The organism is Actinomadura sp. WMMA1423 (assembly GCF_006547145.1).
Classification (GTDB): Bacteria; Actinomycetota; Actinomycetes; order Streptosporangiales; family Streptosporangiaceae; genus Spirillospora.
Genome location: NZ_CP041244.1, coordinates 2,911,125 through 2,926,013 on the forward strand (window position 1 = coordinate 2,911,125; position 14,889 = coordinate 2,926,013).

Consider the following 14,889-nt stretch of genomic DNA (forward strand, 5'->3'; position numbering starts at 1 on the left):
CACCTGCTCGCGGCGCCGCCGAGCAACGACCCCTGGACCTGGCCATCGCCATCCCGGACGTCCGCAACATGTGAACCCGTTCACAAGCGTGGAGTCACTCCACCACCCGACGAAGGAGACCGCATGGACTGGCGCGACCGCGCAGCCTGCCGTGACGTGGACCCCGAACTCTTCTTCCCCATCGGCAACACCGGCCCCGCGATCCTGCAGATCGAGGAGGCCAAGCAGGTATGCCGCCGCTGCGACGTCAGCGACGCCTGCCTGCGCTGGGCCCTGGAGTCCGGCCAGGAATCGGGCGTCTGGGGCGGCATGGGCGAAGACGAGCGCCGCGCCTTGCGTCGCCGCGCGCGTGTCAACCGCAGCCCCCTCAGCGTCAGGCGCTAACAGAAGTCGAACCACCCAATCTGTTCGGGTGCCCTGAGGCACCTACTGCACTTTGCGGAACCGGCGCCTCAGCCATCGGAGACCTGAAGGAACGCGATCGCGTCCGAAGGCGGATTCGAGCGAAGCGAGAATCTGATCGCGCAGCGAGCCGCCAAGGCGAGCCGGAGCGATGCGCCCGACGGAGGAGAGAAGGGCAATCAAGCCCGCGGGCCGTGGGGATGGTCCAAGGGGATGTCCACTACTACTTCGGTGCCTCCGCCTTCTCTTGGGCGGAAGTCCAGGCGGCCGCCCAGTTCGCCGACGATGAGGGTGCGGACGATCTGGAGGCCGAGGCTGTCGCTGCTCTCCATGTCGAAGTCGGGGGGCAGGCCGACTCCGTCGTCCGCGACGACCGTCACGAGGCGGCGGCCGGGCGGGGGCTCGGCCGGCTCGCCGGCGTCGCGGGGCTCGTTCGCGCCGGGCGCGGTCCACTCGCCCCAGAGGGCGACGCGGCCCTGGTCGCGGGCGACCTCGCCCTCCCCGTAGCGGTGCGCGACGACCTCCAGGGTCCCGAAGCGGTTCGCCAGGCCGTGCTCCAGGGCGTTCTGCAGGAGCTCGGTGAGCGCCATCGCCAGCGGCGTCGCGATCTCGGCGGGCAGGACACCGAAGCTGCCCGTCCGCTTGGGCGTGACCTTGGTCTCCGGGGTGGACACCTCCCCCGCCATCGTGATCACCCGGTCGGCGATGTCGTCGAAGTCGATCAGCTCGTCGGGGGTGTGCGAGAGCGTCTCGTGGACGATCGCGATCGACCCGACGCGCCGGACGGCCTCGTCCAGCGCGGCCCGGCCCTCCGGGATCCGCAGCCGCCGCGCCTGGAGCCGCAGCAGCGCCGCGACCGTCTGCAGGTTGTTCTTCACCCGGTGGTGGATCTCCCGGATGGTGGCGTCCTTGGTCATCAGCTCCCGGTCGCGCCAGCGCAGCTCGGTCACGTCCCGGCACAGCACGACGGCGCCGATCCGCGTCCCGCCGACGACGAGCGGGATCGTGCGCAGCTGCATGATCGACCCGCGTGACTCGACCTCGACCTCGCGGGGCGCGCGGCCCGACAGCACGACGCTCAGCGCCTCCTCCATCGGCTCGCCGGTGTCGCACAGGTCCGCGGTGACCTGCCCGAGCGCCTCGCCGACCAGGTCGGTCGGGTAGCCGAGCCGCCGGTAGGCCGACTGGGCGTTCGGGCTGGCGTAGGTGACCTTGCCGGAGCGGTCCAGCCGCATCAGGCCGTCGCCGACGCGCGGCGAGCGGACCATGTTCGGCTCCTCGCCCGGCACCGGGAACCGGCCCTCGGAGATCATGGTGGCGAGGTCGCTGGCGCTCTGCAGGTAGGTCAGCTCCAGCCGGGACGGGGTCCGCGCCGAGCTCAGGTTCGTGCTGCGCTGGATCACCCCGAGGATCTTGGCGCCGCGGCGCACCGGGATCGACTCCTCCCGGACGGGGATGCCGCTCCCCCACTCCGGGTCGCCCTCGCGGACGATCCGGCGCTCCCGCCACGCCACGTCGATCAGCCCGCGCCGTCCCGTCCGGACGACCTTGCCGACGAGGTCCTCGGGGTAGGCGGTCGGCCCCGTCGTCGGCCGCATCTGCGCGATCGCGACCCAGCCGGGGACGGCCGCGCCGGTGTCGAGCGCGCCCGGCCTGCCCCGGCCCGCGCGGGACGGCCCGTCGGCGGGAAGCGCCTCCGCCGACCGCAGCGGCACCCACAGCAGCAGGTCCGCGAACGACAGGTCGGCCAGGAGCTGCCAGTCGGAGACCAGCGCGTGGAGCCACTCCAGATCGGTGTCGGTGAGGTCGGTGTGATCGCGGACCAGGTCGGTCAAGGTAGGCACACGACCATCATCGCCGATGGTCTTCTGTGCCGGGGCAGGTGGTCCCGCCCCCTGGGCCACCTGGCAGTATGCCCGGCATGACCGCAGTACGAGACCCCCTCGCGAGGCTCCGGGACGCGGCCGGACGGCGCGCCGCCGCCGGGCTGCGCCGATCGCTGCGCCCCCGTCAGGGCGGGCTCACCGACCTGGCCTCCAACGACTACCTCGGGCTGTCCGGCGACCCGCGCCTCGTCGAGGGCGCCGTCGCCGCGGCGCGGGAGTGGGGCACGGGCTCCACCGGCTCGCGCCTGGTCACCGGGACGACGGAGCTGCACGCCGAGCTGGACCGGCGGCTCGCCGCGTTCACCGGCAGCGCCGCCGGGCTGGTGTTCTCCTCCGGCTTCCTCGCCAACCTCGGCGCCGTCACCGCGCTCGCCGGGCCCGACACGCTCGTGGTGTCCGACCAGGTCAACCACGCCTCCATCGTGGACGCGTGCCGGCTGTCGCGGTCCCGCGTCGTGATCGTCCCGCACCGGGACGCGGCCGCCGCCGAGCAGGCCCTCGCCGAGCGCGAGGAGGACCACGCCGTCGTCGTCACCGACGCGGTGTTCTCCGTGGACGGCGACCTCGCGCCGCTGGGCGCGCTGCACGCCGCCGCCCGGGCGCACGGCGCGCTGCTGGTGATCGACGAGGCGCACGCGCTCGGCGTCGTCGGCGACGGGGGCCGGGGCGCCGCGCACGCCGCCGGACTCGCGGGCGAGCCCGACGTGGTCCTCACCCTCACGCTGTCGAAGTCCCTGGCGTCGCAGGGCGGGGCGGTCCTCGGCGCCCCGGAGGTGATCGACACGCTGGTCGACACCGGAAGGTCGTTCATCTTCGACACCGGCCTGAACCCGCCTGCCGTGGGCGCCGCCCTCGCCGCGCTGGACGTCCTCGGATCCGATCCCGGCCTGCCCGGCCGCGCCCGCGAACGGGCGCTCGCGATCTCAAACCTGGCGGCCGGTTCCGGCCTGGAAACGGCCGAGCCCGCGGCCGCCGTGGTCCCGGTGTTCCTCGGCGAGCCGCGCGCCGCGGTGCGGGCCGCCGAGATCTGCGCTGAGCACGGCCTCCGCGTCGGCTGCTTCCGCCCGCCCTCGGTCCCCAAGGGCCGCGCGTGCCTGCGCCTCACCGCACGCGCCACGCTGGACGAGTCGGACCTCACACGATTGCGGGCGGCCCTGGCGGAAATCGCATCTTCTACCGGTCGTAGTCTTCACCCATAACATCGGGGAAACCGGTGATGAACGTGAGGAGATGCCGTGACGGAGGTCAGGGGCGGGCCCCGGCACGGGGGCGGGTTCGAGCACGGCTTCGACCGGGTCTCCCTCGGCGACATCGGTAAGCGCCACCCGAACCAGGCGCCCCGGATCCCCAAGTACTACAAGCTCAAGGAGCTGCTGGTCGAGCTGATCCAGTCGCTTCCGGCGGGCAGCCCCCTGCCGCCCGAGCGGACCCTCGCCGAGAAGTACGAGACGTCCCGCACCACCGTCCGGCAGGCCCTCGCCGAGCTGGTGGTCGAGGGGCGCCTCCAGCGCATCCAGGGCAAGGGCACCTTCGTCGCCAAGCCGAAGGTCGCCCAGGAGCTCCAGCTCGTCAGCTACACCGAGGACATGCGGCACCACGGCCTGCGCCCTGAGACCCGCATCCTGGAGGCCGGCTACGTCAGCGCCGACGAGCGGCTCGCCAACCTCCTCTGCATCCGCCCCGGCGGCCGGGTGCTGCGGATCCACCGCCTCCGGCTGGCCGACGGCGAGCCGATGTCCATCGACACCTCCCACCTGCCGGCCCGCCGCTTCCCCGGCCTGCGCCGCGAGCTGCCGCGCCACCACTCCCTGTACGAGACGCTCGCCACCGCCTACGACGTCCACCTGACCGAGGCCGAGGAGACGATCGAGACCGTCCTCGCCACCCCGCACGACGCCCAGATCCTGGGCGTGGACGTCGGCCTGCCGATGCTGCTGCTGTCCCGCCACGCCTTCGACACGACGGGCCAGCCGGTCGAGTGGGCGCAGTCCCTGTACCGGGGCGACCGGTACAAGTTCATCACCCGCCTGCGCCGCTGACCCGCCGCGCGCCTCAGAGCGTCTTGCTGAGGGCCTTGATCGGCATCTGGAGCTCGGTGAGCAGGTCCAGGTCCTGCCTGGCCGGACGGCCCAGGGTCGTGAGGTAGTTGCCGACGATGACGGCGTTGATGCCGCCGAGCATGCCCTCGCGGGTGCCGAGGTCGCCGAGGGTCAGCTCCCGGCCGCCGGCGTAGCGCAGGATGGTGCGGGGCAGGGCCAGGCGGAACGCGGCGATCGTCTTCAGCGCCTCGGTGCCCTCGACCAGCGGGTAGTCGGCGAACGGGGTGCCGGGGCGCGGCGCGAGGAAGTTCAGCGGGACCTCGTCGGGCTCCAGCTCCGCGAGCTGGCCGGCGAACTCGGCGCGCTGCTCGGCGCTCTCCCCCATGCCGACGATGCCGCCGCAGCACACCTCCATGCCGGCTTCCTTGACCATGCGGAGGGTCTCCCAGCGCTCCTCCCACGAGTGCGTGGTGACCACGTTCGGGAAGTGGGAGCGGGCCGTCTCCAGGTTGTGGTTGTAGCGGTGGACGCCCATCGCGGCCAGCTCGTCCACCTGCTCCTGGGTGAGCATGCCGAGCGAGCACGCGATGTTGATCTCGACGGCGTCGTTGATGGCCTTGACGCCCTCGCGGACCTGCGAGATCAGCCGCTCGTCCGGCCCGCGCACGGCGGCCACGATGCAGAACTCGGTGGCGCCGGTCGCGGCGGTCTCCTTCGCCGCCTCGACCAGCTCGGGGATGTTCAGCCACACCGACCGGACGGGCGACTCGAACTTGCCGGACTGCGAGCAGAAGTGGCAGTCCTCCGGGCAGCCGCCGGTCTTCAGCGAGATGATCCCCTCGACCTCGACCTCCGGCCCGCACCACCGCATCCGGACGTCGTGGGCGAGCGCGAGCAGGTCCTGGAGCCGGTCGTCCGGCAGGTTCAGCACCTCCAGGACCTGCTCGGCGGACAGGCCTTGGCCCTCGTCCAGTACCTGGCGGCGGGCGGTGTCGAGGATGTCCGTCACGTGTTCTCCTTGTCGAGGCCGTTGGCGGCGCGGAAGGCGGCGGCGTCGAATCCGCCCCCGAAGGCGGGGGCCAGGCCGCGGTGCGCGGCCACGAGGAACTCCGCCGGGTCCAGGGCGCCGGCGCCGGCGGGCAGCGCGCCCGACAGCGGACGGGCCGCGATGGTCTCCAGGTCGCGGATGTTGCTGCGCATGGCGAGGTCGGGGTCGTCCGGCCACGCGCCGATCACCACCCCGGCGAGCTGCACCCCGCGGTGCGCCATCGCCTCCAGGGTGAGCGCGGTGTGGTTGAGCGTGCCGAGGTCGGGCCGCGCGACGACCACGACGGCGGCGCCGAGCCAGCGCGCGAAGTCGGCGATGGTGCTGCCCTCCTCGTCGAAGCGGACGAGCAGCCCGCCCGCCCCCTCGACCAGCACGAGCCGCCGGTCGGCGGCCAGGTCGCGGACGCGCTCGGCGACGTCCGGCATGCGCACGGGCGGCAGCCCCGCGCGGCGGGCCGCGGCGGCGGGCGACAGCGGGTCGGGGAACCGGGCGCACTCGTGCACGTCGTCGATCCCGGCGAGGCGGCGGACCTCGTCGAGGTCGCCGGGCTCCCCGGCGCCGACGCCGGTCTGGCCGGGTTTGACGACGGCGACCGACGCGCCGCGGGCGGCGGCGACCGCGGCCAGGGCCGCGGTGACGACGGTCTTTCCCACGCCCGTGCAGGTCCCGGTCACTACGAGCACACTCACAGTTCGGCACACTAGCGCGGGCACGGATCCGGCCCGTCGCCGGACCCCACAGACTTCCGGCGGAAGTTCTTGTATCGGCCGGAACCGGGGCGGGCCGCCGAGCGTCCCACCGTCATGGCCGGTCCGTACACACGCTCCCACCGGGCGCCGGCACTCGCGTGCGCGGCCCTGACCGCCTGCACCGCCCTGGCCGCCTGCGGCGACGGCTCCAGCACCACCGCGCCCTCCCCCGCGCCCTCCACGTCCTCGTCCCCGGTCAACGGCACCCCGGGGAGCGAGAAGCTCGTCCTGCGCTGGCGCAAGACCGGCGGCGTCGCCGGTCTCGGCGGCCCCGGAAGCCTCCCCGACCTCTCCCTCTACGCCTCGGGCCGCGCCGTGGCCCCGGCCCAGGGCGTGCCGACCGAGTACCGCCTGAGGCCCGAGGCGCTGCGGCGCCTCCTGGGCGACGCCCGCGCGGCAGGCCTCGCCCGCTCGCACACGGTCGGCTCCGACGACGGCGTCGCGGACGCGTTCACGATCACCGTCACCATGGACGGCGCGACGACCCGGATCGTCCGGCCCGAGGCGCAGGCGGGCCCGGAGGGGCGGTTCCTGAAGCGGCTCGACCCCGCGACCTGGCCCGCGTCCGACCTGGCCGGGAAGCCCGGGCCGTACAAGCCGGAGAGGACGGCCGTGCTCGCCGGGCCACCGGCCGGAGGCGCCGTCAAGACGTGGCCGCTGGAACCGCTCGGCAAGGGCGTCGAGGTGGGCGGGGCGGTCTGCACCGAGGCCCCGGCCGGTAAGGTCCCCGCCATGAGCCCCGACACCGCGTGGCGCAGCGGCGGCCAGACCTACTCGGTCCGCCTGCGCCCCCTCCTCCCCGACGAGTCGGCCTGCCGGGACGTCAGGTGATCGTGCGGACGGCCCGCCCGGACGAGTACGACCTCGTCGGCGAGCTGACCGTGGAGGTCTACGTGCGCGGCGGCCTGGTCAGCCCTGAGTCCTCGTACGTGAAGAAGCTGCGCGACGCCGCCGACCGGGCCGCGAAGGCCGTGCTCCTCGTCGCCGAGGACGCCGGGGAGATCGCCGGCGCCGTCGCGTACTGCCCGCCCGGCAGCCCCTACGCGGAGCTGGCCGGACCCGGCGAGGCCGAGATCCGCATGCTCGCCGTCCTGGAGAAGGCCCGCGGCAGGGGCGCCGGCCCCGCCATGGTCCGCGCCTGCGTCGGCCGCGCCCGCGCGTCCGGCCTCTCGGGCCTGCGCCTGTCGACGCAGCCCAACATGGAGCCCGCCCAGCGCATGTACGAGAAAATGGGCTTCACCCGCACCCCCGACCATGACTGGGCCCCGGCCCCCGGCATGACCCTGCTCACCTACGCCCTGGCCTTCTAGGACGCGGGTTGCAGGGGGCCGTGTTGGGAGCAGTGGGCGGTCCAGCCGGTGGGGGTCACCTGGACGATCAGGCGGCGGCGGCAGTGGGCGCAGTAGCGGGGCGGTTCCATCCGGCGGGCGGTCCGGCAGGAGGCGTGGTCGCCCTCGGCGGGCTCGCCGCAGCGGTCGCAGTACACGGCGTCACTCTACGACGGGCGCCGGGGGCGGGCGCTCAGGGGGTCTGCGGGCGGCGCATGCGCGCGACCAGCCCGGTGTCGTAGGTGCCGTCCGCGAACTCCGGACGGTCGAGCAGCTCGCGCAGGAAGGGCAGGTTCGTCGGGGGGCCCTCGATGTGGAACGCGTCGAGGGCGGCGCGGGCGCGGGCCAGCGCGTGGCCCCGGTCGTCGCCGTGGACGCACAGCTTGGCCAGCAGCGGGTCGTAGTGGCGGGTGACGGTGTTGCCCTCGGCGTACCCCGCGTCGATGCGGATGCCGTCGCCGACGGGCTCCTCCCACACGGTGATCTCGCCGGTGCCGGGCATGAAGCGCCACGGGTCCTCGGCGTGGACGCCGAACTCGATGGCGTGCCCTCGCGGTGCGGCGCCGGTGGTCGAGGCCGGGGTGAACGAGACGGGCGCGCCGGCGGCGATCCTGAACTGCTGCTCGACGAGGTCGATGCCGGTGACCATCTCGGTGACCAGGTGCTCGACCTGGAGGCGGGTGTCCAGTTCCAGGAAGTAGAACTCCCGCGCGCCGGGGTCGACCATGAACTCGACGGTGCCCGCGCCCCGGAGCCCGACGGCATCGCCCGCGCTGACGGCGGCGGCCAGCATCCGCTCGCGCAGCGCCGGGGTGACGCCCGGGGACGGGGACTCCTCCACGACCTTCTGGTAGCGGCGCTGGACAGAGCAGTCGCGCTCGCCCAGCGCGATCACCGTGCCGTCGGCGAGGCCGAGGATCTGCACCTCGACGTGGCGGGCGCCCTCCACGTACCGCTCCAGCAGGATGTCGCCCCGGCCGAAGACGCGTTCGGCGGCGCCGCGGGCCTCCTCGTACGCCTTGCGCAGCGACGTCTCGTCGTGGACCGCCGCCATGCCGATGCCGCCGCCGCCCGCGGCGGGCTTCACCATGACGGGGTAGCCGATGCGCTCGGCCTCCTCGACCGCCGTGGCCGCGTCGGGGACGGGCTCCCACGCGCCGGGGGCGACGGGCACGCCCGCCTCCTTCATCAGGTTCCGGGAGTTGATCTTGTCGCCCGTCCGGGCGATGGCCATCGGCGGCGCGCCGACCCAGACCAGGTCGTGCTCGGCGACCCGGCGGGCGAACGCGGCGTCGTCGGCGAGGAACCCGCAGCCGGGGTGGACGGCCTGCGCGTTGGTCCGCTGGGCGGCCTCCAGGATCGCGGCGGCGTTCAGGTAGCTGCCCGCCGGCTCGGCGGGCCCGATCAGGACGGCCTCGTCCGCCTCGGCGACGAAGGGCAGCCCCTCGTCGGCCTCGGAGTACACCGCGATGGCCTTGAGCCCCATCGCGCGGGCGGTGTGCACGATCCGCCCGGCGATCTCGCCGCGGTTCGCCACGAGCACCGACTCGAACACCTTGCGGACTCCTCCTCATGGACGGCGGGACCCGGCGTCCCGCCCCGGCTGAGACTAGTGGGGCGGGCGGTCCCGCGTGCGGGCCTCGGCCACATGCCCGGGTTCGCGGTCTCCACACCCGCGCGGCGCACATCGGCGGGAGGGTCGGCGAGGGGATCGGCGAAATCGCCGGTCTCCGTCCCCACCGTTCCGCGAAATCACTGCTCATCTCGATGATCGGAGCCCCTGTGTCCCGGCACAATTGACTTCGCACGGGGCGGAGTTCACTGTGTGGGCGTCGCGGACGGTCTTTCCCGCAAGGACGCGGAATCCATTCCATCACCGGTCGGCCGCCGCATGCAGAAAATGCGCCGCAGTTCCCGCTCGGCGCTGCTCCCCAAGGAGGACACGCCTTGTCCCGAAGAACGCTCCTCGCGCTTCTCGGCGCCCTCGCGCTGCTCACCGGCGCCCTGCTGCTCCCCGCCTCCGCGCAGGCGGCACCGCCCGAACAGGTCGCGCAGCCGCAGACCGTCACCCTGCGGTACGGCCCCTACACCATTCCCAAAGCAGCGAACGGCGAGCACGGCGAACTGCCGAACCAGGTCGCCCTGGACGTGGCGAAGCCGTGCGGGAGCTGCTTCGTCACGGGATTCAAGCCGAATCTCGTCTACGCCGACGGAAGCAACGCCAACATCAACACCGGGCCGATGCTGCACCACGCGGTGATCTTCAATTCGGCGGCGTGGGACACCGTCTGCGGCGGGCCCCGGCGCGTCCTCGCCTCGGGCAACGAGCGGATGGAGAGCGTCTTCCCGGCCGGCTACGGGTTCCGGATGGCGCCCCTCGACCGCTGGACGCTCCTCGCCGACCTGATGAACCACGCGCACGAGGAGAAGACGGTCTACGTCCAGTTCACCTTCACCTACCAGCCGGTGCTCGGCTCGCACATCAGGCCGGTCGTCCCGCTGTGGCTGGACGCCGGCGGCTGCGCCGACTCCACCTGGGACGCCCCGGCCGGTCGGCAGAGCGAGAAGTCCAGGACGTGGCGCTCCACCGTGTCCGGCGACGTCGTGCACATCCGCGGGCACCTGCACCACGGCGGAATCGCCGTGCAGACAGAGGACGTCACCACCGGGCGGCTGCTGTGCCGCAGCGAGGCCGAGGAGGGCGGCACGCCGGAGTTCGTCGACCACCACGGCATGACCGAGGTGTCGGACATGCCGTCGTGCGGCGGCTCCCCCATCGACCGCATCGAACTCGGTGACACGTTGAAGATCACCGCGTCGTACAGGGCGTCCGACGAGGGCTTCGAGGACGTCATGGGCATCATGCACGCCTGGGTGACCGCAGGATGATCCCCGTGGACCGACTGGCCGAACCGGTGCTCTCGCTGTTCCGCGCGGTCGTGGGCCTGCTGTTCCTGTGCCATGGCGCGGCGTCGCTGTTCGGGGTGCTCGGCGGGAACCGGGGCAGCGGGCACGCGGTCGAGCTCGCCGCCTGGCCGGGCTGGTGGGCCGCGCTCATCCAGCTCGTCTGCGGCGCGCTGGTGCTGGCGGGGCTGTGCACGCGGCCGGCGGCCGTCCTCGCGTCCGGTTCGATGGCGTACGCGTACTTCACCGTCCACCAGCCGCACGCGCTGCTGCCGCTGCGCAACGGCGGCGAGAGCGCGGCGATGTTCTGCTGGGCGTTCCTGCTGGTCGCGGTGCTCGGGCCGGGCGCCTGGTCGCTGGACGCGGTGCTGGCGAGCCGCCGCCGCGAGCCGGCGGCGGCCGCTTCGGGCTCCTGAGAGAGGGTGAAGGGGCCCGGCGAGAGCCGGGCCCCTTCACGTCATGTCAGCCCGGGACGAGGGTCCGGGCGACGGAGGCCGGGACCTCCGCGTACGCGGCGAACTGCATGGTGAACACGCCGCGGCCCGACGTCATGCCGCGCAGATGCCCGACATAGCCGAACATCTCCGACAGCGGGACGAGCGCGTGCACCACCCGGGCCCCGGCGCGCTCGCCCGTCCCCTCGATCCGGCCGCGGCGTGCGTTGAGGTCGCCGATCACCGCGCCCAGGTGCTCCTCGGGGGCGGTGGCCTCGACGGTCATCACCGGTTCGAGCAGCACCGGGGACGCGCGCCGCACGGCCTCCCCGAACGCCAGCGAACCGGCGATCCTGAAGGCGAGCTCGGACGAGTCGACGGGATGGAAGTCGCCGTCCAGCAGCGTGACCCGCACGCCCGTCATCTCGTACCCGGCGAGGACGCCGGTGCTCATCGCGTCCTGGCAGCCCGCGTCCACCGAGGGGATGAACTCCTTCGGGATCCGCCCGCCGGTGACCCGGTTGACGAACTCGTACCCGTCCTCGATGGGCTCGACGGAGATCAGGACCTTCGCGAACTGGCCCTTGCCTCCCGACTGCTTGCGGTGCGTGAGCTCGACCCTCTCCACCGCCGCGCGGATCGTCTCGCGGTAGGCCACGCGCGGCCGCCCGACGTTGGCCTCGACATCGAACACCTCCCTCATGCGGTCGACGAGGATCTCCAGGTGGAGCTCGCCCATGCCGCCGATGACGGTCTGCCCGTCCTCGTCGTGGACCTGGAAGGACGGATCCTCCTCCGAGAGCCGCTGGATCGCGGTGCTCAGCCTCTCCCGGTCGGCCTTGGACCGCGGCTCGATCGCGACCTCGATGACCGGGTCCGGGAAGTCCATGGACTCCAGGACCACCGGGTGCGCGGCGTCGCAGAGCGTCTCGCCGGTGGTGGTCTGCTTCAGCCCCATCACCGCGACGATGTCGCCCGCGCCCGCCGACGCGATCTCCTCGCGCCGGTCGGCGTGCACGCGGTAGACCTTGCCGATCCGCTCCTTGCGCTCCTTGACGCTGTTGAACACGCTCGCGCCCGCCGCCAGCCGCCCGGTGTAGATCCGGACGAAGGTGAGCCGGCCGAGGTGCCGGTCGCTCATGATCTTGAACGCGAGGGCGGAGAGCGGCGCCTCCTCCAGTGCCGCTTCCGGCGCGTCGCCGACCTGCGGCGCGGCGTCGAGCGGCGACGGCAGGTACCGCACCACCGCGTCCAGCAGGGGCTCGACGCCCTTGTTGCGGAACGCGCTGCCGCACAGCACCGGCGTCGCCGCGGAAGCGACCGTGAGCCGGCGGATCGCCGCGTGCAGGCGCTCCTGCGACGGCTCCGCACCGCCCACGTACAGCGCCATGACCTCCTCGTCGTGCTCGGCGACCGCCTCGATGAGCCTGCCGCGCCATCGCCGGACGTCCTCGGCCATGCCGGACGGGACGTCCACGACGGCGTGCCGGCCCTCGGGCCAGACGTGCGCCCGCCCGGACACGAGGTCGACGACGCCCTCGAACCCGGCCTCGGTGCCGATGGGCAGCTGCACGACCAGCGGGACGGCGCCGAGCCGCTCGCGGATCATCTCCACGCAGCGCGCGAAGTCGGCGCCCGCGCGGTCGAGCTTGTTGACGAAGCAGATCCGCGGCACGCCGTAGCGGTCGGCCTGGCGCCACACCGTCTCCGACTGCGGCTCGACCCCCGCCACGCCGTCGAACACGGCCACGGCGCCGTCGAGCACGCGCAGGCAGCGTTCGACCTCGATGGTGAAGTCGACGTGCCCCGGCGTGTCGATCAGGTTGATCGTGTGCTCGCCGCCCGCGGCGTCCTCGACGGTCCAGCGGCAGGTCGTCGCCGCGGACGTGATCGTGATGCCCCGGTCGCGCTCCTGTTTGGTGAAGTCGAGCGCGGTGTCGCCGTCGTGCACCTCGCCGATCCGGTGCGAGACACCGGTGTAGAAGAGGATCCGCTCGGCGGTCGTCGTCTTACCGGCGTCGATGTGCGCCATGATCCCGATGTTGCGGACCTTGGTCAGAGCAAGGGCTGTGGTGGTCATCGGGAATCCTCCCGTTCTCTGAAGATGACGACCGCCGCCGGACATGATCGTGCCGCGCGGCCTGCCGACCGTAACCGCCGCGGGAGGGCCGGCGCGAAGGGTTTTACGGCCGGGAGCCGCGACCCGCCGCGGCGGCCGGCCGGGGCGAGCCGGCGGGCGCTAGGCACGGCGGGCGCGGAGGTCGTCCAGGAGGAGGCGGCTCAGGCGCAGCAGCTCCTTCTGGGGTCGCAGGTACAGGGGCGGGAAGACCACCGCGTTCACGCCGAGGCCGACGACGAGGCCGAGCGCGACGTCGGCGAGGCGCGGCAGCGTGTAGGCCACCAAACCGCACCGGGTCGCGGTTCCCGTCCTCCGCACTTCGAATCACGGCCGAGGTGGCGGGGAGGCCGGGCGCGCCGCCCGCCTCCGCCCGTCCCGGTGAGTGAGACGGAGGGGGGTGATGTGTGACACAAGACTGGATTGCGGGAAAATGCCGTCCGAACGTAGGGAGGGAGCCACGTGGCGGGCAGGCGCGCGACACCGACCGGCAGGTACGGGGGCCGGACGGCGGCCGAGCGGCGCGCGGAGCGGCGCCGCCGGTTCCTCGACGCGGGGCTGGAGATGTTCGGCCGCGGCCCCGGCTACCGCGGCACCACGGTGGCGGCGCTCAGCGAGGCCGCCGGGCTGTCCACCCGCCAGTTCTACGAGGAGTTCAGCACGCTGGAGGACCTCCTCGCCGAACTGCACCTGGAGGTCAACGACCTGGCCGAGCGGGACGTCCTCGCCGCCCTGCCGTCCGTGGAGGGCCTCCGGCTCCCCGAGCGCACGGCCCGGCTGTTCCGCGCGTACGCGGCCAGCATCACCGGCGACCGGGCCCGCATCCGGATCGCGTTCGTCGAGATCATCGGCGTGAGCCCCCGGCTGGACCGCCAGCGGCTCACCCGCCGCGCCCGCTGGGTCGACTACATCTGCGCCGAGGCCGCCGCCGCGGCCGAGCGCGGCGAGATCGCCGACCGGGACTACCGGATCGCCGCGACCGCCTTCATCGGCAGCGTCAACGGCCTCCTGCACGACTGGAGCGCCGGCTGGGTCGACGCCACCCTCGACGAGGTCATCGACGAACTCGTCCTGATGCTCATGGGCCGCCTCCACTCCAGCGACGTGCTGTCCACGCCCCGTCCCGGCTCCCCCGGTCCCGAGTCCCTCGGCCGCTGACCGCGCCGGAGGACGTCAGGGGCGCACGCGCTCGGCCTGAAGGTCGACCGTTGGGGCGAAGAGGGCCACGCAGGCGCCGGTCGGGTCGCTGAGGATGGCGAAGCGGCCGGGCTTGATGTCGGTCGGCGCGATGTGGACGCGGGCGCCCAGCTCGGTGGCCCTGGCCGCGGCCGCGTCGCAGTCGGAGACGTAGAAGTACGGGGTCCACCGCGCGCGGAGCCCGGGCGGCCCCAGCTCGTCGATCGAGACCATGCCCGCCACCGACGACTCGCCGACCTTCCACTGCGTGTAGACGGACTCGTAGTAGAAGTCGCGGTCGACGGGCCGCCAGCCGAAGACGTGCCCGTAGAAGCGGCGGGCGCCCTCGGTGTCGTGGCAGGCCAGCTCGACCCAGCACATCGCGGCCGGCTCGTCCACGACCCCGACGCCCTTGAGGTTGTAGGGGTACCAGAGCGCGAATTCGGCGCCCTCCGGGTCCGAGCACAGGGCCATCCGGCCGAGGTCGGCGACCTCGGTCGGCTCCACCACTTCCAGGCCCCCCGCCTCGCGCACGGCGGCGACGGTGGAATCGATGTCGTCGCTGCGGAAGTAGCACGTCCAGGATCCGCGTTCGGTGTCGTCGAGGAGCGTCTGCATCCCGGCGGCCTCTGGTCCCTGGACGCCGCCCAGGGTGAAGACCTCGTAGTCGCCGATGTCGGTGGTCAGCGTGTAGGAGGACCAGCCGAACAGCCCCTCGTAGAACCGCTTGGACACCTCCGGATCCGGGCTCGCGAGTTCGGCCCACGACGGATGGCCGGGGGCGATCCCGTTCTTCTCGGGCATCAG

At 73.3% G+C, this 14,889-nt stretch carries 16 protein-coding genes; 8 read left to right on the forward strand and 8 right to left on the reverse strand.

What is annotated here, in order from left to right; genetic code table 11:
• Positions 1-123: 123 nt before the first annotated feature.
• Positions 124-384: a WhiB family transcriptional regulator gene (locus tag FKD65_RS13515; RefSeq protein ID WP_141577836.1), complete on the forward strand. Its 261-nt coding sequence runs from the start codon at positions 124-126 to the stop codon at positions 382-384.
• A gap of 197 nt (positions 385-581) precedes the next feature.
• Here FKD65_RS13515 and FKD65_RS13520 read toward each other — a convergent pair whose 3' ends face one another.
• Positions 582-2,246, reverse strand: a complete 1,665-nt coding sequence (locus tag FKD65_RS13520) for a PAS domain-containing sensor histidine kinase (protein ID WP_141577837.1) — start codon at positions 2,244-2,246, stop codon at positions 582-584.
• Positions 2,247-2,323: 77 nt separating this feature from the next.
• Here FKD65_RS13520 and FKD65_RS13525 point away from each other — a divergent pair, with 77 nt between their 5' ends.
• The gene (locus FKD65_RS13525) at positions 2,324-3,487 is read left to right on the forward strand and encodes an 8-amino-7-oxononanoate synthase (RefSeq protein WP_141577838.1); all 1,164 of its coding nucleotides are present in this window, start codon (positions 2,324-2,326) and stop codon (positions 3,485-3,487) included.
• A 36-nt stretch (positions 3,488-3,523) separates the two neighbouring features.
• On the forward strand, positions 3,524-4,327 hold the full coding sequence (locus FKD65_RS13530; protein ID WP_240810127.1) for a GntR family transcriptional regulator: 804 nt from the start codon (positions 3,524-3,526) through the stop codon (positions 4,325-4,327).
• Between the two features lie 13 nt (positions 4,328-4,340).
• Here the strand turns inward: FKD65_RS13530 and bioB are convergent, their stop codons facing one another.
• On the reverse strand, positions 4,341-5,336 hold the full coding sequence (bioB, locus tag FKD65_RS13535; RefSeq protein WP_141577839.1) for a biotin synthase BioB: 996 nt from the start codon (positions 5,334-5,336) through the stop codon (positions 4,341-4,343).
• Positions 5,333-6,064, reverse strand: coding sequence for a dethiobiotin synthase (gene bioD, locus FKD65_RS13540; RefSeq protein ID WP_141577840.1), 732 nt, complete (start codon positions 6,062-6,064; stop codon positions 5,333-5,335). Before bioD ends, bioB begins: the two co-directional genes overlap by 4 nt.
• 114 nt (positions 6,065-6,178) lie before the next feature.
• Between bioD and FKD65_RS13545 the strand changes: the two genes are divergently transcribed.
• Together FKD65_RS13545 and FKD65_RS13550 are read left to right on the forward strand one after the other, a co-directional pair.
• Positions 6,179-6,955, forward strand: a complete 777-nt coding sequence (locus FKD65_RS13545; RefSeq protein ID WP_141577841.1) for a hypothetical protein — start codon at positions 6,179-6,181, stop codon at positions 6,953-6,955.
• Positions 6,952-7,434: a GNAT family N-acetyltransferase gene (locus tag FKD65_RS13550; RefSeq protein WP_141577842.1), complete on the forward strand. Its 483-nt coding sequence runs from the start codon at positions 6,952-6,954 to the stop codon at positions 7,432-7,434. The genes FKD65_RS13545 and FKD65_RS13550 overlap by 4 nt, the downstream gene beginning before the upstream one ends.
• Here the strand turns inward: FKD65_RS13550 and FKD65_RS13555 are convergent.
• On the reverse strand, positions 7,431-7,610 hold the full coding sequence (locus FKD65_RS13555) for a hypothetical protein (RefSeq protein WP_141577843.1): 180 nt from the start codon (positions 7,608-7,610) through the stop codon (positions 7,431-7,433). The genes FKD65_RS13550 and FKD65_RS13555 overlap by 4 nt on opposite strands.
• A gap of 35 nt (positions 7,611-7,645) precedes the next feature.
• Entirely contained in the window at positions 7,646-9,007 is a 1,362-nt protein-coding gene (locus FKD65_RS13560) for an acetyl/propionyl/methylcrotonyl-CoA carboxylase subunit alpha (RefSeq protein ID WP_141577844.1), read from the reverse strand.
• A 392-nt stretch (positions 9,008-9,399) separates the two neighbouring features.
• On the opposite strand from FKD65_RS13560, the gene FKD65_RS13565 reads away from it, so the two are divergent.
• A complete protein-coding gene (locus FKD65_RS13565) occupies positions 9,400-10,341 on the forward strand; it encodes a hypothetical protein (protein WP_141577845.1) in 942 nt (313 codons plus the stop codon).
• On the forward strand, positions 10,338-10,772 hold the full coding sequence (locus FKD65_RS13570; RefSeq protein ID WP_168221027.1) for a DoxX family protein: 435 nt from the start codon (positions 10,338-10,340) through the stop codon (positions 10,770-10,772). The genes FKD65_RS13565 and FKD65_RS13570 overlap by 4 nt, the downstream gene beginning before the upstream one ends.
• Positions 10,773-10,818: 46 nt before the next feature.
• Here the strand turns inward: FKD65_RS13570 and fusA are convergent, their stop codons facing one another.
• Complete coding sequence (gene fusA / locus FKD65_RS13575) at positions 10,819-12,870, reverse strand: elongation factor G (protein WP_141577846.1); 2,052 nt, start codon at positions 12,868-12,870, stop codon at positions 10,819-10,821.
• Positions 12,871-13,029: 159 nt separating this feature from the next.
• Positions 13,030-13,191: a hypothetical protein gene (locus FKD65_RS44170; RefSeq protein WP_168221028.1), complete on the reverse strand. Its 162-nt coding sequence runs from the start codon at positions 13,189-13,191 to the stop codon at positions 13,030-13,032.
• Positions 13,192-13,368: 177 nt separating this feature from the next.
• Between FKD65_RS44170 and FKD65_RS13580 the strand changes: the two genes are divergently transcribed.
• Complete coding sequence (locus FKD65_RS13580; RefSeq protein WP_141577847.1) at positions 13,369-14,064, forward strand: TetR/AcrR family transcriptional regulator; 696 nt, start codon at positions 13,369-13,371, stop codon at positions 14,062-14,064.
• A gap of 15 nt (positions 14,065-14,079) precedes the next feature.
• On the opposite strand, the gene FKD65_RS13585 is transcribed toward FKD65_RS13580, so the two are convergent.
• The gene (locus tag FKD65_RS13585) at positions 14,080-14,886 is read right to left on the reverse strand and encodes a VOC family protein (protein WP_141577848.1); all 807 of its coding nucleotides are present in this window, start codon (positions 14,884-14,886) and stop codon (positions 14,080-14,082) included.
• Positions 14,887-14,889 lie beyond the last annotated feature (3 nt).

What these genes read in the sequence shown, in the direction of transcription:
- fusA (WP_141577846.1), bottom strand. Translation starts at nt 12,870, where the DNA reads ATGACCACCACAGCCCTTGCTCTGACCAAGGTCCGCAACATCGGGATC.
- FKD65_RS13570 (WP_168221027.1), top strand. Translation starts at nt 10,338, where the DNA reads ATGATCCCCGTGGACCGACTGGCCGAACCGGTGCTCTCGCTGTTCCGC.
- FKD65_RS13515 (WP_141577836.1), top strand. Translation starts at nt 124, where the DNA reads ATGGACTGGCGCGACCGCGCAGCCTGCCGTGACGTGGACCCCGAACTC.
- FKD65_RS13585 (WP_141577848.1), bottom strand. Translation starts at nt 14,886, where the DNA reads ATGCCCGAGAAGAACGGGATCGCCCCCGGCCATCCGTCGTGGGCCGAA.
- FKD65_RS13525 (WP_141577838.1), top strand. Translation starts at nt 2,324, where the DNA reads ATGACCGCAGTACGAGACCCCCTCGCGAGGCTCCGGGACGCGGCCGGA.
- FKD65_RS13545 (WP_141577841.1), top strand. Translation starts at nt 6,179, where the DNA reads ATGGCCGGTCCGTACACACGCTCCCACCGGGCGCCGGCACTCGCGTGC.